This window comes from Pseudomonas sp. ACM7 (assembly GCF_004136015.1).
Lineage (GTDB): Bacteria > Pseudomonadota > Gammaproteobacteria > Pseudomonadales > Pseudomonadaceae > Aquipseudomonas > Aquipseudomonas frigoris.
Genome location: NZ_CP024866.1, coordinates 1,907,781 through 1,931,896, shown reverse-complemented (window position 1 = coordinate 1,931,896; position 24,116 = coordinate 1,907,781). Strand labels below are relative to the sequence as shown.

The 24,116-nt window shown below is 58.8% G+C and carries 20 protein-coding genes; 4 read left to right on the top strand and 16 right to left on the bottom strand.

Annotated features, from left to right (window positions below; all coding sequences use genetic code 11):
- Window positions 1-1,248, top strand: a complete 1,248-nt coding sequence (locus CUN63_RS09190) for a hypothetical protein (protein WP_129438848.1) — start codon at window positions 1-3, stop codon at window positions 1,246-1,248.
- Here CUN63_RS09190 and CUN63_RS09185 read toward each other — a convergent pair.
- The gene (locus tag CUN63_RS09185) at window positions 1,217-1,813 is read right to left on the bottom strand and encodes a MarC family protein (RefSeq protein WP_007937197.1); all 597 of its coding nucleotides are present in this window, start codon (window positions 1,811-1,813) and stop codon (window positions 1,217-1,219) included. The genes CUN63_RS09190 and CUN63_RS09185 overlap by 32 nt on opposite strands.
- A gap of 267 nt (window positions 1,814-2,080) precedes the next feature.
- Between CUN63_RS09185 and CUN63_RS09180 the strand changes: the two genes are divergently transcribed.
- The 3 genes from CUN63_RS09180 to CUN63_RS09170 are packed head-to-tail and all read left to right on the top strand — an operon-like array spanning window position 2,081 to window position 4,283.
- Window positions 2,081-2,857: a hypothetical protein gene (locus CUN63_RS09180; protein ID WP_165353311.1), complete on the top strand. Its 777-nt coding sequence runs from the start codon at window positions 2,081-2,083 to the stop codon at window positions 2,855-2,857.
- 59 nt (window positions 2,858-2,916) lie between these two features.
- Window positions 2,917-3,645 (top strand): hypothetical protein, encoded by a 729-nt coding sequence (locus CUN63_RS09175; protein ID WP_129438844.1) that lies wholly within the window; start codon window positions 2,917-2,919, stop codon window positions 3,643-3,645.
- Window positions 3,642-4,283, top strand: coding sequence for a hypothetical protein (locus CUN63_RS09170; protein ID WP_129438843.1), 642 nt, complete (start codon window positions 3,642-3,644; stop codon window positions 4,281-4,283). Before CUN63_RS09175 ends, CUN63_RS09170 begins: the two co-directional genes overlap by 4 nt.
- Before the next feature lie 22 nt (window positions 4,284-4,305).
- On the opposite strand, the gene CUN63_RS09165 is transcribed toward CUN63_RS09170, so the two are convergent.
- From CUN63_RS09165 to gcbA, 15 genes are all read right to left on the bottom strand, one after another.
- Complete coding sequence (locus CUN63_RS09165) at window positions 4,306-7,080, bottom strand: hybrid sensor histidine kinase/response regulator (protein WP_129438841.1); 2,775 nt, start codon at window positions 7,078-7,080, stop codon at window positions 4,306-4,308.
- A 99-nt stretch (window positions 7,081-7,179) separates the two neighbouring features.
- Window positions 7,180-8,475, bottom strand: a complete 1,296-nt coding sequence (gene purD / locus CUN63_RS09160; protein ID WP_129438839.1) for a phosphoribosylamine--glycine ligase — start codon at window positions 8,473-8,475, stop codon at window positions 7,180-7,182.
- Window positions 8,476-8,630: 155 nt separating this feature from the next.
- Complete coding sequence (purH, locus tag CUN63_RS09155) at window positions 8,631-10,238, bottom strand: bifunctional phosphoribosylaminoimidazolecarboxamide formyltransferase/IMP cyclohydrolase (RefSeq protein WP_129438837.1); 1,608 nt, start codon at window positions 10,236-10,238, stop codon at window positions 8,631-8,633.
- An 81-nt stretch (window positions 10,239-10,319) separates the two neighbouring features.
- Complete coding sequence (gene fis / locus CUN63_RS09150) at window positions 10,320-10,640, bottom strand: DNA-binding transcriptional regulator Fis (protein WP_007907419.1); 321 nt, start codon at window positions 10,638-10,640, stop codon at window positions 10,320-10,322.
- Window positions 10,637-11,647 carry a tRNA dihydrouridine synthase DusB gene (gene dusB / locus CUN63_RS09145; protein WP_008153758.1) on the bottom strand — a complete coding sequence of 337 codons (1,011 nt, stop codon included), beginning with the start codon at window positions 11,645-11,647 and terminating at the stop codon, window positions 10,637-10,639. The genes fis and dusB overlap by 4 nt, the downstream gene beginning before the upstream one ends.
- A 185-nt stretch (window positions 11,648-11,832) precedes the next feature.
- Window positions 11,833-13,041 (bottom strand): DUF3426 domain-containing protein, encoded by a 1,209-nt coding sequence (locus tag CUN63_RS09140; RefSeq protein ID WP_129438835.1) that lies wholly within the window; start codon window positions 13,039-13,041, stop codon window positions 11,833-11,835.
- Window positions 13,042-13,071: 30 nt separating this feature from the next.
- Window positions 13,072-13,950, bottom strand: a complete 879-nt coding sequence (gene prmA, locus CUN63_RS09135; RefSeq protein WP_129438833.1) for a 50S ribosomal protein L11 methyltransferase — start codon at window positions 13,948-13,950, stop codon at window positions 13,072-13,074.
- Between the two features lie 169 nt (window positions 13,951-14,119).
- Window positions 14,120-14,932 (bottom strand): Fic family protein, encoded by an 813-nt coding sequence (locus CUN63_RS32105; protein ID WP_256657748.1) that lies wholly within the window; start codon window positions 14,930-14,932, stop codon window positions 14,120-14,122.
- Window positions 14,898-15,662 carry a helix-turn-helix domain-containing protein gene (locus CUN63_RS32100; protein WP_256657686.1) on the bottom strand — a complete coding sequence of 255 codons (765 nt, stop codon included), beginning with the start codon at window positions 15,660-15,662 and terminating at the stop codon, window positions 14,898-14,900. Before CUN63_RS32100 ends, CUN63_RS32105 begins: the two co-directional genes overlap by 35 nt.
- 155 nt (window positions 15,663-15,817) lie before the next feature.
- A complete protein-coding gene (gene accC / locus CUN63_RS09125) occupies window positions 15,818-17,176 on the bottom strand; it encodes an acetyl-CoA carboxylase biotin carboxylase subunit (RefSeq protein WP_008153754.1) in 1,359 nt (452 codons plus the stop codon).
- 17 nt (window positions 17,177-17,193) lie between these two features.
- Window positions 17,194-17,655, bottom strand: coding sequence for an acetyl-CoA carboxylase biotin carboxyl carrier protein (gene accB / locus CUN63_RS09120; protein WP_008153753.1), 462 nt, complete (start codon window positions 17,653-17,655; stop codon window positions 17,194-17,196).
- 46 nt (window positions 17,656-17,701) lie between these two features.
- Window positions 17,702-18,154, bottom strand: a complete 453-nt coding sequence (gene aroQ, locus CUN63_RS09115; protein WP_129438831.1) for a type II 3-dehydroquinate dehydratase — start codon at window positions 18,152-18,154, stop codon at window positions 17,702-17,704.
- A gap of 131 nt (window positions 18,155-18,285) precedes the next feature.
- Window positions 18,286-20,025 carry a protein-disulfide reductase DsbD gene (locus CUN63_RS09110; protein WP_129438829.1) on the bottom strand — a complete coding sequence of 580 codons (1,740 nt, stop codon included), beginning with the start codon at window positions 20,023-20,025 and terminating at the stop codon, window positions 18,286-18,288.
- A 178-nt stretch (window positions 20,026-20,203) separates the two neighbouring features.
- On the bottom strand, window positions 20,204-21,247 hold the full coding sequence (locus CUN63_RS32695) for a methyl-accepting chemotaxis protein (RefSeq protein ID WP_371928230.1): 1,044 nt from the start codon (window positions 21,245-21,247) through the stop codon (window positions 20,204-20,206).
- A 955-nt stretch (window positions 21,248-22,202) separates the two neighbouring features.
- On the bottom strand, window positions 22,203-23,873 hold the full coding sequence (gcbA, locus tag CUN63_RS09100) for a diguanylate cyclase GcbA (protein ID WP_129438825.1): 1,671 nt from the start codon (window positions 23,871-23,873) through the stop codon (window positions 22,203-22,205).
- Between the last annotated feature and the right edge of the window lie 243 nt (window positions 23,874-24,116).

Sequence of the window (24,116 nt, the reverse complement as noted above, 5' to 3'; positions counted from 1 at the left end):
TTGGGCCTTGGCTTTGAGTTTTGGACCGACGTTGAGGCGCTTGCGAAGGCGCATCAAGCGTCGAGCTTTTCGATTCTTGGTCTGGGTAACGGCGTACGGGATGAAAAACTGTGTGCCTGGTACGTCGACCATCGATTGCTGATTGCTGATGTGGGCCCTGGCAAGGTAGTGCAGTTGGTGGCAACGACGCCAGATGAGGAGGCGGGCTGGCTGCTGGATGTTTCCGTTGGGCAACTTTACCGCCAAGCGTTCCTTGAGCCTGAAAAACTATCGACACTCTTTGATAATGGTCTGCAGCTTCTGCGGCAGGACCTGTTGCCTGTTCCACAAAAGGTCTGGCCCGAATGGTCTTTTGCGCAGGTATGGACACATGGCCCCGGTCTGCGAGGGCGGACGCTTGAAGGGGTTGAACTCGAGATGATGTTCGGTGAACCGGCACTTATTGTCGGCGTCACGGGAGACTGGGTTCTGGCGCAACAGGGTACGAATGACCCTTACGATGCGGGCGTGAGGCAAGCGTTGAAGGCGCTGCTGAGCAAGCATCCCCACGAAGCATTTGTATCGGTTGGCGGTTACTTGGGCTGCCAATGGTACGTCGAGGGCATCGATCGTGTGGTGGGTGAGGTCAATACGAGCCTGGAAACCCGACTGCTGGGTGTTCGAAACAAAACTGTTGCCTTGCTCCATGAAACGCCCAGCCAACGGACATACAGCGCTTCGAGGGATGTGTGGCTGGAGAACAGCGTTGCACGTCGTGAAGCCGAGGTGTTGATGCTGGAATTTCAGGGTGAGCTCAATGACGTTATGCCGTTGATACCTGACGGCGTTACCCAGTTGATCTTGAGTTATGGGCCCAGAGCGATCAGCTGCAACGTATCGAGTACTGTCTGGCAGCGGCTTGAATGCATTGTGGTTGATTGTCGTCGTTCGTTGAGTGCTGAGTCACTGATGCCTGGCACATTGATTCTGGATACCGGGCCGCAGGATGTGTGGCGGGTCAGCCTGGTTGAAAGGCAGTTGCTGCTCACCGACCCGAATACCGGACACAGCCTGATCTTGCGCAATCACCCCGACGATTTGACCGCGCGCCGTTCGATGAGTCTGAGTCTGCAGGTTCATGGCACCACAATGACCGTAACCCTTGATGAGTTGGTGCAGGCACTGGCCATCGATGGCGAGGACAGGCAGCTCGCCGCGCTAATGACGAAGGTGGGCGTCACGGAACCAGATAGCCCTTCACTCCGGTAAAGATGATCTGCGCCGCCAATGCGCAGACGAACAACCCCATCAACCGGCTGACGATCTGCAAACCCTGGTCACCGAGAATGCGCTCGATGCGGTTGGACAGATAAAGCACCACGCCGACCGTGAAACTGGCCAGGGCAATACTGAGAATGGCCGTGAGTTTGTCGTCCCAATGCGGCTGACTCACGCCCATCACCAGCAAGGCGCCGATGGTGCCGGGGCCGACCGTCAGGGGAATGGTCAGCGGGACGATGGTCACGTCCTGCTGCACGTTGTCGGTTTGCACTGCCGACTTGCCCTGAGCCATGCCCAGCGCCGAGATGAACAACACACTGCCGGCGCCGATGCGGAACGCGTCCACGGTGATGCCGAAGACACTGAAAATCACTCGCCCGAACAGGTACAGCAACACGCTGGACACCAGCGTGGCGGTGGCCACTTTCCAAGCCAGCCGGCGTTGTTCCTTGCGCGAATAACCGCGGGTCAGGCTGATGAAGCAGGACAACACGAAGAACGGGCTGTAGAGCACTAGCATTTTCAGGTAAACGCTGAATAACACATGGAGCATGGTTTCGGCTCGCATCCAGAGACGGGTGAGTCGGAGTCTATCAGTTGGTCAAGTGTCTGTGGGTGTTGAGTTTGAAAAGGTATGGAATTGATTTTATTGACTTGTATTTAGTTGGGTTGAGTTTGATTGGTTAGTTGTGTTGGGTTGGTGTTGTATATGAAGTTACATGTTTTGGTTTGTCTGAGTTGGTTTGTTTGTTTATTGTTCTTTTCGACAAGTTCATGAGGGGCTTGCATTAATGTCGATAAGGAAGAAATTGTGAATAATATGTTTAGTGAAAGTCATATTGCTGCCTGTATAGAGAAACTACAGAGTTATGATCTGGGTGAGCCACTGCTTATTAGGCCTCGTGGTTTGTTTGTGTCGGGTGAAGAAGTTGAAGTGCCGTCGAAAGGATCGGTCGTAGGCGAAGGCCTCATTAGTTTCAGCGGTAACCTCACCGGTATTAACCGCAGTGACGCGCAGAATGCTTTTCACTATGCGTCGCTTGTGGCAAACAAAAAGTTTCCATTGGAGCACCAGGGTAAAGAATGGTACGCGCTGTTCTGTAAAGTCATGGGTGAAACGGGTTGGATGACCATCAGCAAGTACTACAACGATCTGAACGTGTCGGGAACCAGTGTCCGCATGGACAAGCTGGTGCTGGAGATCCTTGCTTCGGTAGTCGCTGGCCTTACCGTACCGGGCCCGGCTACTGCACTGATGCTGAAAACCGCGGGTGATGCGATTGCCGCCCTGCAAAAACGCGATACCGCAATGACGCTTTATGAGCGCAACTTGCTGAAACAAGGTGTGGGTGGAGTAACGACCGGCTCGTGTATCGATGTTAACGGTACGACTGTTTTTGCCATTGGCGCAGTACGTTTTACACGCCGGAATTCATCGACAAAAGTAATGTTCGTCGATACGGATGTTCGTAACGTAGGTCTGTATCGCGGTGAGACAGCTTTCGAAAAGAATGATCTGCTGGCTTCGGCGACTCGAGAATTGATTGCATCGAAACTTGTGAAGTACTCGACTGATAAACTCGACTACGACATTTGATGGATGCCTGGAAGGGCGGTCGAAATAACGACTGTCCTTCTCTGTGTGGAGGTATTTAAATGAGATGTGATTATTCAGTATTGATTGTCGGGGCTGCGGTTTTGATGGTGCCCGAATCAGAGGATCTGACCACTTATGATGATATGGTCAATACGGTGTTGTATGCACAGTTGGCAGCCAATAAAAAAACAGAACTAGAGCCGGGTGTGAGTTGGTATGACACCTACATAAAAGTTCTGGATGGTATCTGGATGTGGCGCGGTAAAGCGCGCGAAGACTTGAATCTCCCTTCAGAGAGCGTTGAGTCGGCGGTTCAGTGGGCGGCCGCAGCGATGTCCAAGGTGGGGGCAGATGAAGGGCATGTGACTGCCGAAGTGTTGTCAAAAATTGTCAACGAATCGGACATCAACCCGGCAACCAACTTGTTGCGCAGCCATATGCAAAAAGTGTCCGAAAAGCAGTCTATCGAGGTGCCGGCACCTGCGATGGATGTTCGTTTGCTGGTGATCGTGGCGCCAACACCGACTTCGTTCAGCAGTGTTTGTATCGAGCTCAAAACCCATCAATTGCTGAGTTCCAACCCGTTGGCGCATCTCTATTGGGGCGAAGATGTACAAGGCATCATTAGCCGCCGTTACGTCCGGGCGAATCTGTCGGAAACGGTATATGCCCCTGTACGGGCTCAAATTGCTCTGAAGGTCAAGGACCGGATCGAGACCAATGTTGCAACGTTAACCCTGCACGACGATGCCTGCAGCACCACGCAGCCAGAGGAGATTCGGTCATGACGGATCTGATTGCACCACCGGCAGCGGTGGTTGGCGGCAGTATCGTGTCGTTCGCCAGCGATCTGCCTGCGTCGCACCGCGAAGACGTCTACATGAGCACGGCTTTTGCACAAAGAGTCACGCGCGATGCAATTAAGAATGGATTATCGGGCGACTGGTTCGACTACTACTGCAGGCAACTCCGTTTTGTGGGATGGGATGTGCCCACACCTCAAACGTTATCGCCCGGGCCTGCCGCTCCGATGGGCAGCAAGGCGATACAACGTATCCGGGAATCCATCGGTGATAGATTTTCCATACCCATCAGCCGCGCCCTGACAAAGTTGGAGCGCAATTCGCTGGCGCTCGAAACGTTTGAGTCCACGATCCTGAAGGGAGATATCGCCTACTTTCAGATGATTCCTTGCGTGAAGAACGGCGCGCACAAGGTGGATATGGCGGTCTATCACCGCAAGTTTTCGATACTGCGAAACATCTCTCGGTTCCTGTTCAGCAAAAATGAATCGCTTGAGCAAAAAAGCACCGAACAGATAACCACGATCACGTTCAACACGCTTCATTACGCCGAGTTTCGGGAGAAGGTAAAGAAGTCTGTGGTGTCCCAGTCCCTGAAATACTTGAGTGCTCTGGACATCTGACCGAGCGTTAGCCCGAGGGCTCTCAGATGGTCGACGCTGTGCGGTTCTGCTGATCCCGCTGCCCAACCCAATGCTCGATCAAATCGCGCAACTGCGACAGCTCGACCGGTTTGGCCATATGCCCGTCCATGCCGGCCTGGCGTGCACGTTCTTTGTGTTCGGCGAGGATGTGCGCAGTCAACGCCACCACCGGCGTGCGAATCCGCTGATTACCGACTTCCCAGGCACGCAATTGCTGAGTCGCGGAGAAGCCGTCGAGGATCGGCATTTCGCAGTCCATCAGGACCAGGTCATAACGCTGGGCTTTCATCGCCTGCAAGGCTTCTTCACCATTGCTGGCGGTATCCGGTTGCAGGTTGAGCTTGCCTAGCATGCCGCGAATCACTTTGGTCGAGATGCTGTTGTCTTCGGCCACCAGGATGCGGAAATCGCTTGGCACCTTCACCGGTAAGGTCGGGCCGGTGGGCAGGTGTTGCGAGATGGAAAGGCCTTTGTTTCGCTGGTTCAGCTCGTCGGCCAATGTCGTCTTGAGGGTGTACCCGGCCACCGGTTTGGCGAGGATGCGTTTGATCCCGGAGTTGCGCGCGATGATCTTGCTGGGCGCATTGCTGATGCCGGTGAGCATGATCAGCAGGATGTCGTGGTTCAGGCTCGGGTCTTCCTTGATCTTGGCGGCCAGTTGCATGCCGGTCATGCCGGGCATGTTCTGGTCCAGCAGGACCACGTCGAAGTAATCGCGCAAGTGAGCCTTGGTGCGCAGCAGCGCCAGCGCTTCTTTGCCGGACGCTACGGCACTGACATTCAGGCCCCAGGCGCTGCACTGTTGCACCAGCACTTTGCGACACGTGTCGTTATCGTCCACCACCAATACCCGTGCACCCTGCAGTGGGCCATCGAGGTCCGACGTCGGGTGTTCGAGGCGGTCAGGGTCCAGCGGCAGGGTCAGCCACAAGGTGCTGCCCTGATTGGCGCCGCTCTTGACCCCGAACTCCCCTTGCATCAAGCGAATCAGTTGACGGGCGATCACCAGCCCCAGGTTGCCTCCCAAGCGGGTGGCCGAGAGGAAGTGCTTGCTGTGCAGTTCGGCGTGCATCAATGCGTCGCGCTCTTCGGCGTCCATCGGCTCACCGCTGTCCTGCACGGCAATGCGCAAGCGCGGTTTGGCACTGCGCTCATCGAGCGCGACGACGATCAGGATTTCGCCTTCGTCGGTTTTCTTCAGGGCGTTTTCCAGCAGGCTCAGCAGGGTCTGGCGCAGGCGTGTAGGGTCACCGCTGATGACGCGCGGCACTTGCGGCTGGATAAAGCTGATCAGCTCGACGTTCTGCTGTTCGGCCTTGGCGCGGAAGATGCTCAGACAATCTTCGATCAGTGCGTTGAGGTCGAACTGCACATCGTCCAGTTCGATCTGCCCGGATTCAAGCTTGGAGATGTCGAGAATCTCGTTGATCAGTGTCAGCAGTTCGTTGCCGGCACTGTGGATGGTCTGTACATAGTCGCGCTGCTTGACCGAGAGCGGTGTGCCCAGCAGCAGCTCGGTCATGCCCAGCACGCCATTCATCGGGGTGCGGATTTCGTGGCTGATTTTTGCCAGGAATTCGGCCTTGGCGTTGATTTCGGCGTTGCTGGCGGCCAGGTCGCGGCTGACGCTGAAACGGTCTTCGGTGATGCTGCGCTGACGTTCGCTCAGTGCAATGCTCATCAGCACGCCGCTGATGCAGATTAACCCCAGCAGCGTCATGATCAATCCCTGCGGTGCGACCAGGGTCAATCCCAGGAGTGCCGGCAACATGATCAGAGTGCCAATGTTGAACACCACCATCGCCGCGACGAACAGGCGCGCCGGGCGATAACCTTTTTGCCAGTGATAGGCGCTGACGAACAACATGCTCAGGCCTGCCAGAGCGACCAGGGCGTAGGTCATGATGTTCAGCGGCAGCGTGTTGACGAACAACAGCAGCAAGCCGCAGACCACGATGAACAGAATGTCCCCCAGCAGCAACTTGTTCAGCGGGTGCGGGCCAAGTGGGGCGAAGAAGCGATAGGCGAACATCAGGCCGCATGGCGCCGTCAGCAGCAAGGCGAGGTAGGCGCCGGGTGTCTGCACCGCGTGCCAGTTCGGCAGCCAAGGCCCTGCCAGATTCAGCAACAGCAACAGGCTGAGCATCAACAATGCTTCGCATCCGGCCAGCCAGAAACTGCTGCGTGAGCGGGTATAGGCGTAGCGGACGAGGCTGTGCAGGATCAGCATCGCGATACAGCCGAACAACAGTCCGTAGATCAGCGTCTGATTCTGATTGGCCGCGGTCATGACCGCCGACTGCAGGGTGATGTAAGGCCTCAACTGATGGTCGGAGACCAGACGCAGGTAAACGTCGAGAGGTTTTTCGTTTTGCGGCAGCGGCAACATGAAGTCGCTGCTGGGCAGTGGCCGTTCAGCCTGGGGCTGGCCGGTGCCGGTGTTCAGTTGCTCGATCAGCGTGTCACCGTCCAGCACATACAGATTGAGGTGCGACAGGTCGGGAGCAAACACCCGCAGCAACTGTTCATGCTTGCCGGGAGCGAGTCTGAAACGCAGCCATAACGCGCCATCGGGCTCGGCGGCGGTGAGGTGGTCGAGTTCAATGGGGCTGAATTGATTGGTGTAGCGAGCGGAACGGATGTCGCTGAGCTGCAGGTCACCCTGTTCGTCGAGCAATACCGCCCAGCCACTGCCTTGCGTGGCCTGGGCCGGGAGCATGCAGAGCAAGGTCAGCAGAGTGACGGTGAAACCTATGGCAATCCTGAGCCAGCGCACGGCGAAATCCCTTCGTAGGTTGATGCCAGAATATAACTATGCGCGGCGCCGGAATAGTCCGGCAAGGGCCCGAAGCCCTTGCCTGGCCCAATGGCGCTCTTATTCCTGATTTTCGCCACGCTCGCGGGCAATGGCACGGTAGCCAATGTCCTTGCGATAGAAACAGCCTTCCCAGTCAATTTTGGCCGCCAGCTTGTAAGCCTGCTGCTGAGCGGCATCGACGCTGGCACCCATTGCTGTGGCGCAGAGTACCCGACCACCGGCCGTCACCACTTGACCGTCCTTGAGTGCAGTACCGGCGTGGAAGACTTTGCCTTCCAGTGCTGCAGCTGCATCGAGACCGTTGATCGCAACGCCTTTAGCGTAGTCACCAGGATAGCCGCCAGCGGCCAGCACGATGCCGACGCTCGGACGTGGATCCCATTGTGCTTCGACCTTGTCCAGGGCTTGCGCCAGCGCCGCTTCGACCAGCAACACCAGGCTCGACTGCAAACGCAGCATCACCGGTTGGGTCTCAGGGTCGCCGAAACGGCAGTTGAACTCGATAACTTTTGGGTTACCGGCTTTGTCGATCATCAGACCGGCGTACAGGAAACCGGTGTAGACGTTGCCTTCATCGGCCATGCCGCGCACGGTTGGCCAGATCACCAGGTCCATGACGCGCTTGTGCACTTCAGCGGTCACGACCGGTGCAGGGGAGTAAGCACCCATGCCGCCGGTGTTCGGACCGGTGTCGCCGTCGCCGACGCGTTTGTGGTCCTGGCTGGTGGCCATCGGCAATACGTTCTTGCCGTCGACCATGACGATGAAGCTGGCTTCTTCACCGTCCAGGAACTCTTCGATCACAACGCGCGAGCCTGCGTCGCCGAATGCGTTACCCGCGAGCATGTCGCGTACGGCGTCTTCGGCTTCGGTCAACGTCATGGCAACGATCACACCTTTACCGGCGGCCAGGCCATCGGCCTTGATCACGATCGGTGCGCCTTTTTCACGCAGATAAGCCAGGGCAGGCTCGATCTCGGTGAAGTTCTGGTAATCGGCGGTCGGGATCTTGTGGCGCGCCAGGAAATCCTTGGTGAAGGCTTTCGAACCTTCCAGCTGAGCAGCGCCAGCGGTCGGACCGAAGCAATCCAGGCCACGGGAGCGGAACAGATCGACGACACCAGCGACCAGCGGCACTTCCGGGCCGACGATGGTCAGGGAAACATTCTTCTCGGCGAAGTCTGCCAGCTGTTCAAGGGCCAGCACGTCGATAGCGACGTTCTCGCACTTGGCTTCAATGGCGGTGCCGGCGTTGCCCGGAGCCACGAAAACCTTCTGCACGCGCGGATCCTGAGCCACTTTCCATGCCAGGGCGTGTTCACGGCCACCGCTGCCAATGATCAAAACATTCATTTCAAAAACCTCGGATGACGCTAATTCTTGATGCAGCCATGCAGCTGCTTTTCTGTGGGAGCGAGCTTGCTCGCGATGGCGGCGGCACATCCAGCATCAATGTGTCTGAAAGGGCGCTATCGCGAGCAAGCTCGCTCCCACAGGGGATCGTCGTATCAGTGACGGAAGTGGCGCATGCCGGTGAAGACCATGGCGATGCCGGCCTCGTCTGCGGCAGAAATCACTTCGTTATCACGCATCGAGCCGCCTGGCTGGATCACTGCGGTAATGCCAACCTTGGCTGCGTTGTCCAAGCCGTCGCGGAACGGGAAGAACGCGTCGGAGGCCATCACCGAGCCTGCCACCTGCAAACCAGCATGTTCAGCCTTGATCGCAGCAATACGAGCGGAGTTCACGCGGCTCATCTGGCCAGCGCCGACACCGATGGTCTGACGGTTCTTGGCGTAGACGATGGCGTTGGACTTAACGTATTTGGCGACTTTCCAGGCGAAGATCAGGTCGTGGATCTCCTGCTCGGTCGGGGCGCGTTTGGTCACGACTTTCAGGTCGTCGGCGCCAATCATGCCGATGTCGCGGCTCTGCACCAGCAGGCCACCGTTGACGCGTTTGTAGTCCCACGCAGCAGCGCGATCAGCCGACCACTCGCCGCAGGCCAGCAGGCGCACGTTGGCTTTGGCAGCCACGATGGCGCGAGCTTCTTCGCTGACGGACGGGGCGATGATCACTTCGACGAACTGACGCTCGACGATAGCCTTGGCCGTTTCAGCATCCAGCTCGCGGTTGAAGGCGATGATGCCGCCGAACGCCGACTCGGTGTCGGTGGCGTAGGCCAGTTCGTAAGCCTGACGGATGCCGCCTTCGGCGTCCGGGCTGACGGCCACGCCGCACGGGTTGGCGTGCTTGACGATCACGCAGGCCGGTTTGACGAAGCTCTTCACGCATTCCAGCGCGGCGTCGGTGTCGGCCACGTTGTTGTACGACAGCTCTTTGCCTTGCAGTTGGGTCGCGGTGGCGATACCCACTTCGGCAGGCTTGGCTTCAACGTAGAACGCCGCGCTCTGGTGCGGGTTCTCGCCGTAGCGCATTTCCTGAGCCTTGACGAACTGGCTGTTGAAAGTGCGCGGGAACTCGCTGCGGCCTTCAGTGCTGAGGGTGTCAGCCGCCTGGTTCACGGTGCCCATGTAGTTGGCGATCATGCCGTCATAGGCGGCGGTGTGTTCGAAGGCCTTGAGCATCAGGTCGAAACGCTGAGCGTAGGTCAGGCCGCCGGCCTTGAGGCTTTCGAGGACGCTGGTGTAGTCGCTGGCATTCACCACGATGGCCACGTCTTTGTGGTTTTTTGCAGCCGAACGGACCATGGTCGGGCCGCCGATATCGATGTTCTCGATTGCGGTCGGCAGGTCGCAGCCTGGCTTGTTGATAGTCGCTTCGAACGGGTACAGGTTGACCGCTACCAGGTCGATCGGCTTGATGCCGTGCTCGTTCATGATGGCGTCGTCGATACCGCGACGACCGAGGATCCCGCCGTGGATTTTCGGGTGCAGGGTTTTCACCCGACCGTCCATCATTTCTGCGAAACCGGTGTAATCCGCGACTTCCACTGCGGCAACACCGTTGTCGCGCAGCAGCTTGAACGTTCCGCCGGTGGAGAGGATCTCGACGCCCAGGGCTTCAAGCTCTTTGGCGAATTCGAGGATCCCGGTCTTGTCGGAAACGCTGATCAAGGCGCGGCGGATCGGCAGGCGGGTAGTCTGGTCGGTCATTTCAATTTCCATCAAAAGCAAAGGAGTCAGCAAAAAAGGCGACCGTTTTTACGCGGGCGCCTTTCTGGTTTGATTGAATGCTTACAGCAAATCGTACTGCTTGAGTTTCTTGCGCAGCGTGCCTCGGTTCAGCCCGAGCAGCTCGCTGGCCTTGGTTTGGTTGCCCTTGACGTAGTTCATCACGCACTCGAGCAGGGGAGCCTCGACTTCGGAGAGCACCAGGTTGTACACATCCGTGACGGCAGCGCCCTCAAGGTGGGCGAAATAATTGTGCAGCGCCTTCTCGACACTCCCGCGAAGGGTCTGACCTTCTTCGCTCGGCGTATTGAGGTGCTGTTTCAAATTCACGTTGTCGCTCACGGGTGTTGTTCCACTCACTAAAGTCTCGGTCATCATCGTCATGCGGCCACCTCGTCTCCGTCCCCTGTCAGGCTCTTGTAACGTTCGGCGAAGAAGCCCTGAACGTTGGCGCATTGTGCTTCCGTATCTTCCAAACGATTGAAGTGGGCGCGAAACTCCCTGGCGCCCGGCAAGGTTGCGAGATACCAGCCCACATGCTTTCGAGCAATGCGTACGCCCATGACGTCTCCATAGAAGACGTGCAGCGCAGCCAGATGCTCTAGCAGAATGCGTTCCACCTCGATCAGTTCCAGTGCCGGGAGTTTCTCGCCGGTACGCAGAAAGTGATCGATCTCACGAAAAATCCATGGCCGCCCCTGGGCGGCCCGGCCTACCAGCAGGCCATCGGCACCGGTCGCATCGAGCACGTACCGGGCCTTCTCTGGCGAATCGATATCGCCGTTGGCAAAGACCGGAATCGACACGGCCTGCTTGATTGCGGCAATGGTGTCGTACTCGGCTTCGCCGGTGTACAGATCGGCACGGGTGCGGCCATGGACCGCCAACGCCGTAATGCCTGCCTGCTCGGCGATCTTCGCCACGGTCAGGCCGTTCTTGTTGTCCCGGTCCCAGCCGGTGCGGATCTTCAGGGTGACCGGCACATCAACCGCAGCCACTACGGCCTGCAGGATCTCGGTCACCAGTGCTTCATCCTTCAACAGCGCGGACCCGGCGGCCTTGTTGCAGACCTTTTTCGCCGGACAGCCCATGTTGATATCAATAATCTGTGCGCCCAGTTCAACGTTGGCCCGGGCCGCATCCGCCAGCATCTGTGCATCACCACCGGCGATCTGTACCGAGCGGGGCTCGGGATCACCTTCGTGGATCATGCGCATCCGCGATTTGCGGGTGTTCCACAAGCTCATGTCGCTGGTGACCATTTCCGAGACTACAAGTCCTGCGCCCAGTCGCTTGCACAGCTGACGAAAGGGTTGGTCTGTGACCCCCGCCATCGGGGCGAGAATCAAGCCGTTGTGCAATGTGTAAGGACCGATGCGTACCGCCGACATAGGACTTCCCTGTTGTGGGGTCGGATCATGAGAGTTCGAAAAAGGGTTGGCATGATACCCGCTCTCGATGACTGGATAAAGGCTGAATTGAACAAAATCTGAACAGTTATTCTGTTATCGCCAGCGGTTTGGTGTGAGCGGTCAAAGTCAGAAATATGCCGTCAAACCCGTAACACTGAACCGTTTCACTCGGGCGAATGGAAGCTCAGGCTGTAATTCACCGCTTTGGAGCCTGGATCGAGGATATCCAGTGCGATGTGGATCGGCGTTTGCGGAGGCATTTCCGCCATCCCTTCGAGATCGCCGTTGAGGTACTCGCCGGGCTTGAAGCGACGGCTGGCGATCAGGTGGCCGTTGAGGTCGGCAAACCGCAACTCCAGCAGCGGGAACGGCTGGGAGAAGGGCGCGCGGTTGTAGATGATCGCGTCGACCACCAGTGCACCGTTGAAGTCCGGGTGGCTGCGGACCACCAGGTTGCTGCTTTTGATTTTGGCGATGTCGACTTTGGATGGCACGGTGCAGCCGATTTGCGGGCACAGTTGCTGGAACCACGGACGGTACTGGTCCTGACGCGCCAGCTCCTCGAAATGGTAGGCGATGTACTGGCCGGCGAGCGCGGCGGCGCCGAGCAGGATCAACAGCAGCCAGAAAAATCGGCGGCCCCAGGGTGAACGGCGTTTTTGCCAGTCCAGTTGCAGTGGGTCATCGGTCAGGTCTTGCAGAGCTTCAGCGCGGACAGCCGGCTCACGCTTTTTGCGCACAGGTTCGATCGAGGGCAGATCGTCGTCGATATCATCGGTCGCCGACAGGCGTTCGTGATGCATCGGTGCGTCGAGTGGGTCGTGCAGGCGCAGCTGTGGCGGCAGAGACTCGTCGTCCAGTTCCACCGGTTCCAGGGACAGTGAAGGTTCGGTGCGCGAGTATTTGCTCGGATCGAGTTCCAGCTCTGGCAAGTCGGCTTCGGTGGTCTGCGCACGATCGGCAGCCGATTCGCTGAACAGGCTGTCGGGCCACGGCGCTTCTTCGTGCTCGACGGTATCCCGGCTGGCACTCAGGTTGTCTTCGCGCTGTCGGCCGAAATCCGTGGTCGGCTGGATCTCCCGTTGTTCGAGGCGAGCGAGCTCTTCGTCCAGGTCCAGACTGTCCAGATCCAGCTCGGCGGCGGTCCATTGCTTTTGACTGATGGCTCGCGGCTCCGGCGGTTCGACGATGGCCGGGGCAGCCGGCGTGATCGCGTCCTTGCCGGCCCGTTGCTCAAGTAGCTGCTTGGCGGCGTTGAACACCTGCAAACACGAGCCGCAACGAACCACTCCGCGGGCCACGCTCAATTGAGCATGGCTGACACGGAAGCTGGTTTGGCAATGCGGGCACTGGGTGACGAAGCTGTCGGTCATGCGGCGATCCGGTTTATGCAGGCGCTCATTCTAGCGCCGACGGCCAGTGATGCGCACCCAGCCATCGCGATTGGCGATCGGGTCCAGATCGAAGTCCTGGGCGTAGGCTTTGGCGACGTCTTCACCTTGCTCGGCGAGGATGCCCGACAGCGCCAGACGACCACCGGATTTGACCAGGCTGGACAATTGCGGCGCCAGGGAAACCAGCGGGCCGGCAAGAATGTTGGCCACCAGCACGTCGGCCTGAACCTGCGGCAGATCTTCCGGCAGATACAGTGGGAAGAGTGCTTCGGCAATGTTGTTGCGCCCGGCATTGTCGCGAGAAGCTTCCAGGGCTTGCACGTCGATATCGGTACCGACGGCTTCCTTGGCACCCAGCAACAGGGCGGCAATCGCCAGAATCCCCGAGCCGCAGCCGAAGTCCAATACGTTGCAGTCTTTCAGGTCCTGGCCGTCGAGCCATTCCAGGCACAGCGCGGTAGTCGGGTGTGTGCCAGTGCCAAACGCCAGGCCCGGGTCCAGCAGCAGGTTGACGGCGTCAGGCTCGGGTGCGGCGTGCCAGCTCGGAACGATCCACAGGCGCTGGCCGAAACGCATCGGCTGGAAGCCGTCCATCCAACTGCGTTCCCAATCCTGGTCTTCGATGACTTCGCTGTGATGTTCGGGCAGCGGACTGCCGGTCAGCAACTCAAGGTGGGCCAGCACGGTGGCGGCTTCGGTGCCACCTTCGAACAGGGCCAGCAGGTGCGTGTGCGACCACAGCGGCGTGGTGTTGAGTTCCGGCTCGAAGATCGGCTGATCTTCGGCGTCCATGAACGTCACCGATACGGCGCCCACTTCAAGGAAAGCGTCTTCGAAGGTTTCGGCTTGTTCTGGGCTGATGGCGAGACGGACTTGCAGCCAAGGCATGGCGGGCACCTTTGAAAAATATTGATTGCAGCCTAGCGGGCTGCGAGAAGCGCGCAAGTTTACGCGAGCGCGGGGCTTTTGTGGGAGCGGCCTTGCTCGCGTGCACATTATGAAACCCTCAGAAACAACAAAGCCGCTCGAAAGCGGCTTTGTTGGTCTGGATCACATCTTAATGCTGATGCCCTGCATTATTGGCTGTGAGCCATTGCAGGCCTTTGTTTGTCAGACGATAGCGTTGCAGGCGGCTGTTGGGGCGTTCAGGCAGCGTCATTTCAAGCACCCCGGCGGCCATGGCTGGCAGTATGTAAGCCTTGCGGAAGTAGTCAGCGTTTTTCAGGCCCATTCTGGTTTGAAGTTCCAGCCTGCTCATGTTGCCTTCAATGGCTCTTAGCACCGAAGCGACTTCCATGCTGACTTCCATGTTGACTTCCATGGTTGTTGCATCTGCTCTCTGTGACTGAGGGTGCGCTGGAAGCCGTACGACATACGAAATCCGATCATCGTCGGTTTCAAATAGTGGCGCAGGTGAGCCATTGACCGCCATGACCTTGAGAATTTTCGGGATGCCTGTCGAGCGGCCTTCGGTCAGACTCAGTTCTTTCAGGAACTCACCAATTCGCCGGTTACGGTAGCGGCGGCTCACGGCGCGACCTATTCGCAGGTCCTCCATTCGAATCGAGCGGTCTGGCCCCGGGAAGCTCAGAATCACCAATTCTTCCTGGCTGATGCGGACCTCAATCGGTTCGCGTTCTTCATAGGACCGGTGATAAACGGCATTGACCAGCGCCTCTTCAATTGCTGCGAAGGGGAAATTCCAGATCCTTGTAGCTTCGGCGCGGTCTGCGTGTTTGATCACTGTTTCATGCAGGTAGTTGCGCTGGATATAGGCCAGTGATTCGCGGGTTATGGTTGCCAGTGGCCCCTTGAAGATCTTTTCGTCAAAGCGATCACCGCCAGCACCCCTCCGGAAACCACAGAACATCAATCTGTGTGCCGGGGAAGAATCGCTCTGGGACTGGGCTAAAGAACATCAGGCCTGCATTTTTAGGCCATGGCGACTCGGTCGGGCCTCCCACGACGTTCATTTGTCGCCCTAGCGCTTCGGTAGACAGAACTGCTGCATCCTCGGCCAAGGCACTGCCCACTTCTTGCAGAAAGCTTTGCATTAGAGGTTTGGACAGATCACTGACACGAGCGCCCAGATTGAAGCGATCATCAAAAGGCACCTTGGCAGCAAGGCTCAAGAGTTCTTGTTCGGTTTCGCCCTTGGCTTCCACCGTGCTGCTGTAGCGACGGATGTAGTAATGCAAACTTCTGTGTTTGGCTGTCACAGCGGCCGGAGCTTTATAGGGGCGATTTTGCCCGCCGGGCGCCCATAGCACGATTAACTTGCGACCCTCGACCTCTTCCATACTCAACACTGGAAAGTAAGCAGGCTGAATTGATTGGCAAGCCGCTAGCAGTTCGAGCTGGATCTTATCGAGCACCTGATCGGAAAGCCCCTGTGGAGGAAAGATCGGCTGACCATTGGCATCGCAATCCTGCCCAATCACAACGTAACCACCGCCCAGGTTTTCGAAGTCGTTGGCGAAAGCGCAGAGCGTGCGAATGATCGGATCAGGATTCCAACCTGATTTGTATTCGATTCGCTCACCCTCGACTGTCCGCTGGCGCAATAGATCGTTGAGATTGATGGGCAATTTTTCAGGCATGGGCTGGCTCTGGTTCATCGGCGTTGCGCTGATAAGAGAACGATTATAGCCAGCCCGGACAGACCGGTGCCTGTCAGATTAGCCCCGCAGGGACGGGGGAAACCTTCAGAAACAACAAAGCCGCCCGAAGGCGGCTTTGTTGATTGGGTCGAAGCTTAGTGCTTTTCGCCAGCCAGCTTGTGTTCCAGGTAGTGGATGTTGATTCCACCTTTGCAGAAGCCTTCATCACGGACCAGGTCGCGGTGCAGCGGGATGTTGGTCTTGATCCCGTCGACAACGATTTCGTCCAGCGCATTGCGCATGCGCGCCAACGCTTCGTCACGGGTTGCGCCGTAGGTGATCAGCTTGCCGATCAACGAATCGTAGTTCGGCGGAACGGCATAGCCACTGTACAGGTGCGAATCGACGCGAACGCCGTTGCCGCCTGGTGCGTGGAAATGCTTGACCGTACCTGGGCTCGGCATGAAGGTTTTCGGGTCTTCGGCGTTGATTCGGCATTCCAGTGCATGACCGCGGATAACCACGTCTTCCTGGGTGTACGACAGCTTGTTGCCAGCGGCGATGCTGAGCATCTCCTTGACGATGTCGATGCCGGTGACCATTTCCGATACCGGGTGCTCAACCTGAACGCGGGTGTTCATTTCGATGAAATAGAACGCGCCGTTCTCGTACAGGAACTCGAAAGTGCCCGCGCCACGGTAGTTGATATCGATGCAAGCCTTGACGCAGCGTGCGAGGACTTCTGCGCGTGCTTTCTCGTCGATGCCCGGTGCCGGCGCTTCTTCGAGCACCTTCTGGTGACGACGTTGCAGCGAGCAATCGCGGTCGCCCAGATGGATGGCGTGGCCCTGGCCGTCGGAAAGTACCTGAACTTCCACGTGGCGTGGGTTGGTCAGGAATTTTTCCAGATAGACCATCGGGTTGCCGAACGCCGCGCCTGCTTCGGTGCGGGTCAGTTTGGCGAAGGAGATCAGGTCTTCTTCTTTATGCACAACGCGCATGCCGCGACCACCGCCGCCGCCAGCGGCTTTGATGATCACTGGGTAACCGACTTCGCGACCGATGCGCAGAGCGGTTTCTTCGTCCTCAGGCAGTGGGCCGTCGGAACCCGGAACGGTTGGAACGCCCGCAGCGATCATGGCGTGCTTGGCCGATACCTTGTCGCCCATCAGGCGAATGGTGTCGGCTTTCGGGCCAATGAACGCGAAGCCGGAGTTCTCGACCTGTTCAGCGAAATCAGCGTTTTCCGCAAGGAAACCGTAGCCTGGGTGAATGGCGGTAGCGCCGGTCACTTCAGCCGCGGCGATGATTGCCGGGATGTGCAGGTAAGAATGCGCGGCCGAGGCCGGGCCGATGCAGACGGATTCGTCTGCCAGACCCAGGTGCATCAGCTCTTTGTCGGCCTTGGAGTAAACGGCGACAGTCTTGATGCCCATCTCTTTGCAGGCACGCAGGATCCGCAGGGCGATCTCACCGCGGTTGGCGATCAGAACTTTTTCCAACTTCGCAGTCATCAAAGTCTCTCCGCGGTTCAAACGATGGTGAACAGCGGTTGGTCGTACTCAACCGGCTGGCCGTCTTCGACGAGGATAGATTCGATCACACCGCTGCTTTCAGCTTCGATGTGGTTCATCATCTTCATGGCTTCGACGATGCACAGGGTGTCGCCTTTCTTCACGGTCTGGCCGACTTCAACGAAGGACGGCGAGGATGGCGAAGATTTGCGATAGAAGGTGCCGACCATAGGCGAACGGGCAACGTTACCGTTCAGAACTGGCGCGGCCGGAGCAGCAGGTGCGGCGGCAGCAACCGGGGCAGCAGCAACAGGCGCAGGCGCCGGAGCATGCATTGGAGCCGGTGCGTAGTACTGCTGAGCCGGGGTCTTGCTGTGACGGCTGATGCGTACGGACTCTTCGCCTTCCTTGATCTCGAGCTCGTCGATGCCGGACTCTTCCAGCAGTTCGATCAGTTTCTTAACTTTACGGATATCCATGAATCATCAACTCCCAAGGGTCGGTCAGGGGCGTTACGCTTGTTGTTCAAGCCGTTGCCTGTCTTTCAAGCAGCTCTAGTGCGGCCTCCAGGGCCAGTCGATAACCGCTGGCGCCAAGGCCGCAGATCACTCCCACCGCTACGTCGGAGAAGTAAGAGTGATGGCGGAAAGGTTCGCGTTTGTGCACGTTAGACAAATGCACTTCGATGAATGGGATGCTCACCGCCAGCAGCGCGTCACGTAATGCGACACTTGTGTGCGTAAAAGCTGCTGGGTTGATCAGAATGAAGTCCACACCTTCGCTGCGGGCAGCGTGGATGCGGTCGATCAATTCGTACTCGGCGTTGCTTTGCAGGTGCAGCAAATGGTGGCCGGCTTCACGGGCACGGCGTTCCAGGTCCTGGTTGATCTGCGCCAGTGTCGTGGCGCCGTAGGTGCCCGGTTCACGGGTGCCGAGCATGTTCAGGTTGGGTCCGTGCAGAACCAGTAGCGTCGCCATCTGCTGTTCCTTGTTATCTGTGTGCAATTGTCAGAACCCGGCGACTATGCCGCAAAGCCTTTGTGACTGTCCAGTTCTATGCAATAGCCAGCACGATGGCCGATGTTTGCGCGAAATATGTGACCGGGTTATTAAATCCGGTCATTTGCTTTCGCAACACGTTCGGCGAAGTCGGTGGCGTTGATCTCGCCGATCACTCGCACATCGGCGTGTTCGACGCCGTCCTTGCCGAAAAACATCAGCGCTGGCGGGCCGAACAGTTTGTAGCGGTCGAGCAGGGCGCGTTGCTCGGCGTTGCTGGCAGTGATGTCGAAGCGGATCAGTCGATAGCCTTTGAGGCGTTCGACGACCGTGGCGTCGTTGAGCACCTTATGTTCGATGACTTTGCAACTGATGCACCAGTCGGCGTACCAGTCGAGCAGCAGCGGGGTGCCCGATGATTTGGCTTCGGCGAGGACGCGGTCCAGGTCTGCCGGGGTGCTGACGGTTTGCCATGCGCTGGTGTTTTGCGGTTGCTCATTGCCGGCAACCGTGCGCGGCTGGCCAATTGGATTGAGCGGATCGGTCTGGCCGCTGAACGCTCCATACCAACACGCCAGCGCATAAAACAGCAGGAACATTCCCAGCAACTGGCCCAGGCGTTTTCTCGGCGGTTTGTAGACGAACTCCAGCGCACCCATGAACAACCCGACGCCACCGGCCAACAAGCCGATCAGCAGCAACGTGATCTGGCCCGGCAGTACTCGACTGAGCAGACCGATCGCCAGCCCCAGCAATAAAACGCCAATCGCGTTTTTCACATAGATCAGCCAGGGTCCGCTTCTCGGCAGCCAAGCGGCGCCACCAGTGGCAACCAGCAACAGCGGTGCACCCATGCCAAGGCCGAGCATGAACAATTTCAGACCACCGCCCAATGCATCGCCGCTGGCGCTGATGTACAGCAGCGCGCCGGCCAGCGGCGCCGAGACGCAGGGCGACACCAACAGGCTGGAAACCACGCCCAGCACGGCGGCGCCCCACAACGAACCACCCTCGGTGCGACCGGCGATCCGATCCAGCCGACTGCTGATAGCGTGAGGCAGCTTGAGTTCGAAGACGCCAAACATCGCCAAGGCAAACAGTGCAAAAAACATCGCGAACGGCACCAGCACCCACGCCGATTGCAGCCGCGCCTGAAGATTGAGTTGTGCGCCGAACATCCCCATCAGCGCGCCGAGCAGGGCGAAGCAGGCGGCCATTGGCAGCACGTAGGCCAGCGACAAATTGAAGCCGCGCAAACCACCCACCTGACCGCGCAACACCACGCCGGACAGGATCGGCAGCATCGGCAGCACACACGGGGTGAACGTCAGGCCTATGCCTGCGAGGAAGAACAGCGCCAATTCGCGCCAGCTCCAGGCCGGAGTCGTGCCTGCGCTGCCATCAATACTCAGGCGCTCGGTCTCGGGTGGATAGCACAAGCCTTTGTCGGCGCAACCCTGATACGTAACCACCAGGGTGAAGGCGCGTTGATCGGTGCGCGGCAGTTCGACTTCGAGAATGCCGTGGTAGACCTCGACATCGCCGAAGTACTCATCGTGCTTCTGTTCACCCTTGGGCAGTTGCGCTGCACCGAGGCCAACATCGGCGGGTTCGGCGCGAAACTGAAAGCGGTGCCGATAGAGGTAATAGCCCTCGGTGGCGACGAAACGCAGCTTGATCGATTGCGGTGTGCTGTCTACCAGACTCAGCTGAAAGGCTTCGCGCACCGGCAGGAAGTCGGCGCTGTTGTTGATCGAGCCCAGCGTCGAACTGGGTCGACTGTCCAGCAAGCCGGCGGCGGTGGCCGGCAGGGCGAGCACTAAAAACAACAGGCAGAGCAAACGGCGCATGACAATCTCGCGTATCGAAAGTGAGGGCATGATAGCGGACAGTCGCGGGGTGTGCAGGGCGAGTCCTGTGGTGATTGTTCTGACGCCTTCGCGAGCAAGCCCGCTCCCACATTCGACCGCGCCTCCATGGACGAGCTCGGTTAAACGTGGGAGCGAGCTTGCTCGCGAAGGCGATCTTTCAGACGCGGAAGGCTTGGACGGCTGTATGCAGTCGTCCACCCAGCACCAACAAATGTTCCCCTTGCTCACGCCCCTGACCAATGCGCAGCAAGTTATCCCCACCCAATTGGTGGATCCGCTCACTGTGATCACGGATCTCGCTGACGGCGCCGCTCTGCTGGGCGGTGACATCGGCGATGCGCACGGCGGTGTCGGAAATGGTCTGGATCGCGCCGACGATTTTATCCAGCGCTCCGTCGGCGGCCTGGGCCTGATTGGCAGTGGCTTCGGCGTGTTCGACCTGGGCGCGCATGCCTTCCACCGATTGTCGCGCGGCTGTTTGCAACCCTGCGATCAGGGTCTGGATCTCTGCTGTGGCGCCAGCGGTGCGTTGTGCCAGTGAACGAACTTCTTCGGCCACCACCGCAAACCCTCGACCCATTTCCCCGGCTCGGGCCGCTTCGATGGCGGCGTTCAGGGCCAGCAGATTGGTCTGGTCGGCAATCGAACGGATGACCGTCAGCACGCCGCCAATGGTTGCCGACTCCTCGGCCAGGTGTTCGATCATTTGCGCGTTGCCTTGCACTTCGCCGACCAGCGCGTGCAGCCCGGTGAGGCTCAAACCGATGACTTTCTGGCCGTGCTCCACCGCCAGCCCGGCATGGCGGCTGGCGTCGGCCGCCTGGCTGGCATCGCCGGCAACCTGTTGAATGGTCGCTTCCAGTTCGCCGAGAGAATCGCGGATCAGCGCCGTGTCACCGGCCTGATGTTCGGCGCCGCTGTGCAGGTCATTGCTCAACTCGGCCAGGGTTCGGCTGCTACCGGCGACCTGCTCGGCGTTGAGGCGAATGGTCCCTACCAGGTCGACCAGATAGGCGCGCAAGCGATTGAGCGACGCTTCAATGTCGTGCAGTTCACGATTGGTTTTACCCAGTTGAATGTCCTGGCTGAAGTCGCCTTCAGCCCAGGTCGAAAGGGCCGGGGCGAGGTTGGTCAGCGTCCGGGCCAGTTTCCGTTGCAAGGTGTCGATCAGCAAAGCAATCAGCAGAATCAGGCCAATCATCACCCCTTGCATCAGCCGCACTTCGCCTTGGATCTGTCCGTGCTGGGCGCGAACCACCGGCTCCAGTCCGGCGATGGCCTGCTGCACGGCTGCGATTTTCAGGTGAGTGGCGGCGCTGAGGTCGGTGCGTTTCTGGATCTGGTCACGTGTGCGCGCCAGTTCGGCCGGGTAGCGAGTGAGGAGGCTGTTCAGTTCACGCTTGAGGCCGACGCCCGCATCTTCGGCAACGGCCTTTTCGGTGTTCTCCAGGCCCATCATCGCGGCGAAATCATCGGTGCCGGATTCGCTGCTGCTGGCTACACCGAGCAGCGGCAAGGCGCCCAGCAACTCAGCCTGAGTGCGAATGTTGGCGACTTCACGCTCGACATCGGCGGCCAATTCGCTGCGCCCGCTGCTGACCAGTTTGTCCCGGGCCAGAGACAACTTGCCCAAGTGCTGTGAGGCGGCGAGCAACGGCGTCAGATACGCCGCGTTAGCGCTGGCGTATTGGCTGAGCTGATCGAGGCTGGCGCCGAGTTCGCGTTCGGCCTGAAGCAGCAGCGCTTGTGGATCGCCCGCGAGTTTGCCGGCGGCCAACAAGTCGGTTTTGCTGAATTCTTCGAGGTTCGACAGGCTCGGGCGCAAGGTGTCGGCTAACGCTGGCGGCAACTCGTCGAGGTCCTTTTGCAGGCTGTCGATGGATTGGCTGGCGCTGCTCAGGCGCAGGGCATCGCCGCTGGCGAGGTAGTCCTCGATGTTGCGCGCGACTTCATTTTGAAATTGCTGGGACAAGCCCAGGTAACGCTCCATCAATAGATACGGGCGCTCCAGGGCTTTTTGTGACCACCACAGTGTGGCTCCAAGGGCCACACACACGGCGACTAAAAGGAGGGTATTGAGATTGGTCAGCAGCTTCAGGCGCATCGCGGGTCTACCAGCGGCAGAATGGTAAGCGCCTGAATTTATTGCGTTTGTGTTACAGGGTTATGACCGGATGGGTCGATTCCGATGAAAAGGTGGCACTTTGCTTTGACGTCCGCGCAGCCTGCACGCGGTTGCGTCCGGCGTCCTTCGCGCGGTACAGCGCTTCGTCTGCCTGGCTGGCCATCATCAGGCTGTCGGAGTTTTCACACAGTTCCACCACCCCGGCGCTGAACGTGCACCAGAGGTCCTGCGGTTGAGCCGGGTAGTGAATCTCGGCAAAGCGTCGACGGATTTCGTCGAGCACTTTGTGGGCCGATTCGAGATCGGTGTCCGGCATGACGATGGCGAATTCTTCACCGCCGTAACGGCCGATGAAATCAGTTTTGCGCAAGCGTTGCTTGAGAAACAGCGCCAGGCTCTTGATCACCCGATCGCCCATGGGGTGGCCGTGGCTGTCGTTGACCCGTTTGAAGTGGTCGATGTCGAGCATCGCAAAGCTCAGCGGCTTGTTCTCGCGACGGGCGCGGAACGAACAGTCTTCGAGCAATTGCAGAATGTGGGTGTGGTTGTACAAGCCGGTCAGGCTGTCGCGCACCATCCGCGCCTTGAGATTGCGCGCCCGCGCCGCGCGGTTGCGCACGGTGGTGATCAGGTGTCGGGGCTTGATCGGTTTGGTCAGGAAGTCGTCGCCGCCTTCGCTCATGGCGTCGAGCTGCTTGTCCAGATCGTCTTCGGCCGACAGGTAAATGATCGGCACGCTGACGTAACGGTCGTTGTGGCGGATCACTTTGGCCAGTTCAGTACCGGTGCAGGCCGGCATGTACATGTCGAGGATGATCAGGTCTGGCTGGAAGTCCGCGAGCTCGGCCATGGCCTGGATCGGCTCGATCAAGGTCCGCGTGACGATCCCGGCGCTGTTGAGCAGGCGCTCGGTGTGCAGGGCCTGGGCGCGGGAATCGTCGATGATCAGCACTTTATAAGGTTCGTACTGGGCGACGCAGGTCAGGACTTCGATTTTCTCCAGCAGGTTCGAGGCTTCGAGGGTGCCGGTCAGGAATTCCTGGCCACCGGCACGCACGGCGGCGAGGCGGGTCGGGGTGTCGGTTTCGTGCAGGCTGAAGAACAACAGCGGCAATTGATGATCAAGGCCTTCCTGGGCTTCGGCAGCCAGTTTCAGGCCGATGCCGGCGCCACTGAAGTCCACGTCCATGACGATCGCCGCAGGCAAGCGCTCGACCATCGAAGAGCGGAACGCCGCAACGCTGTCGAGGGCTTGCGCGCTGAGCCCAAAAAATTCCAGCTGCTTGGCCAGACGCTCGGCGCGGTCGTAATCCTGCAGCATCACGTAGACCGGCTTGCGCAGCGGCGGCAGGAAGGTTTGTTCGAGTTGGTCGCCGTGGCGCAGACCGGTGCGCGACAGGCGCTGCATCAAACGATTGAGGTCAGTGATCAGTCCGCTGCTCAGGCGTCCGCGATTGGCGTCGACAGCCTCCAGCGACTGACCGATGTGGCGTGCCAGTTGGGTGTGTTCAGGTTGATCGAAGCGTTCGGCGAAACGCAGCAGGCGCAGGTTGGCCTCGCTCAGTTCCGATAAGTCGGTGGTGGACCACTCGCTGCGTTGCAGGCGCTGCCATATCTCAAGAATTTGACGTGCCTGATGAATTACCCGCTGGGCAAAGTGGTGCTTGAGGCGCTCACGGCTGGGGTCTTCTGGCTCGGTCATATCCTGACTACTAGTTAGGGTGCATGCTGAGATCGACTGGTGGCTCTATGCTAGCACCTCTTTTCCATCGCATGAGTGTCGTACATCAATTAACTGTAAAGCGACCTTATTCAGTTTCTGACCGACTGGTCGCATAGGCTCAGCGCTGTGCTTCACTTATAGTGGCCGTCGATCGTGGCCATTGTGCGGGTAGGTGTTTGCGCAGGATTTAATGCGCGGCAAACGAGGCACGATGAGATAGGG

Coding starts and splice junctions, on each gene's coding strand:
- CUN63_RS09185 (WP_007937197.1), bottom strand. CDS start 1,813: ATGCTCCATGTGTTATTCAGCGTTTACCTGAAAATGCTAGTGCTCTAC.
- CUN63_RS09180 (WP_165353311.1), top strand. CDS start 2,081: ATGTTTAGTGAAAGTCATATTGCTGCCTGTATAGAGAAACTACAGAGT.
- CUN63_RS09175 (WP_129438844.1), top strand. CDS start 2,917: ATGAGATGTGATTATTCAGTATTGATTGTCGGGGCTGCGGTTTTGATG.
- CUN63_RS09170 (WP_129438843.1), top strand. CDS start 3,642: ATGACGGATCTGATTGCACCACCGGCAGCGGTGGTTGGCGGCAGTATC.
- purD (WP_129438839.1), bottom strand. CDS start 8,475: ATGAATGTTTTGATCATTGGCAGCGGTGGCCGTGAACACGCCCTGGCA.
- purH (WP_129438837.1), bottom strand. CDS start 10,238: ATGACCGACCAGACTACCCGCCTGCCGATCCGCCGCGCCTTGATCAGC.
- fis (WP_007907419.1), bottom strand. CDS start 10,640: ATGACGATGATGACCGAGACTTTAGTGAGTGGAACAACACCCGTGAGC.
- dusB (WP_008153758.1), bottom strand. CDS start 11,647: ATGTCGGCGGTACGCATCGGTCCTTACACATTGCACAACGGCTTGATT.
- CUN63_RS09140 (WP_129438835.1), bottom strand. CDS start 13,041: ATGACCGACAGCTTCGTCACCCAGTGCCCGCATTGCCAAACCAGCTTC.
- prmA (WP_129438833.1), bottom strand. CDS start 13,950: ATGCCTTGGCTGCAAGTCCGTCTCGCCATCAGCCCAGAACAAGCCGAA.
- CUN63_RS32105 (WP_256657748.1), bottom strand. CDS start 14,932: ATGTTCTGTGGTTTCCGGAGGGGTGCTGGCGGTGATCGCTTTGACGAA.
- CUN63_RS32100 (WP_256657686.1), bottom strand. CDS start 15,662: ATGCCTGAAAAATTGCCCATCAATCTCAACGATCTATTGCGCCAGCGG.
- accC (WP_008153754.1), bottom strand. CDS start 17,176: ATGACTGCGAAGTTGGAAAAAGTTCTGATCGCCAACCGCGGTGAGATC.
- accB (WP_008153753.1), bottom strand. CDS start 17,655: ATGGATATCCGTAAAGTTAAGAAACTGATCGAACTGCTGGAAGAGTCC.
- aroQ (WP_129438831.1), bottom strand. CDS start 18,154: ATGGCGACGCTACTGGTTCTGCACGGACCCAACCTGAACATGCTCGGC.
- CUN63_RS09110 (WP_129438829.1), bottom strand. CDS start 20,025: ATGCGCCGTTTGCTCTGCCTGTTGTTTTTAGTGCTCGCCCTGCCGGCC.
- CUN63_RS32695 (WP_371928230.1), bottom strand. CDS start 21,247: ATGATTGGCCTGATTCTGCTGATTGCTTTGCTGATCGACACCTTGCAA.
- gcbA (WP_129438825.1), bottom strand. CDS start 23,873: ATGACCGAGCCAGAAGACCCCAGCCGTGAGCGCCTCAAGCACCACTTT.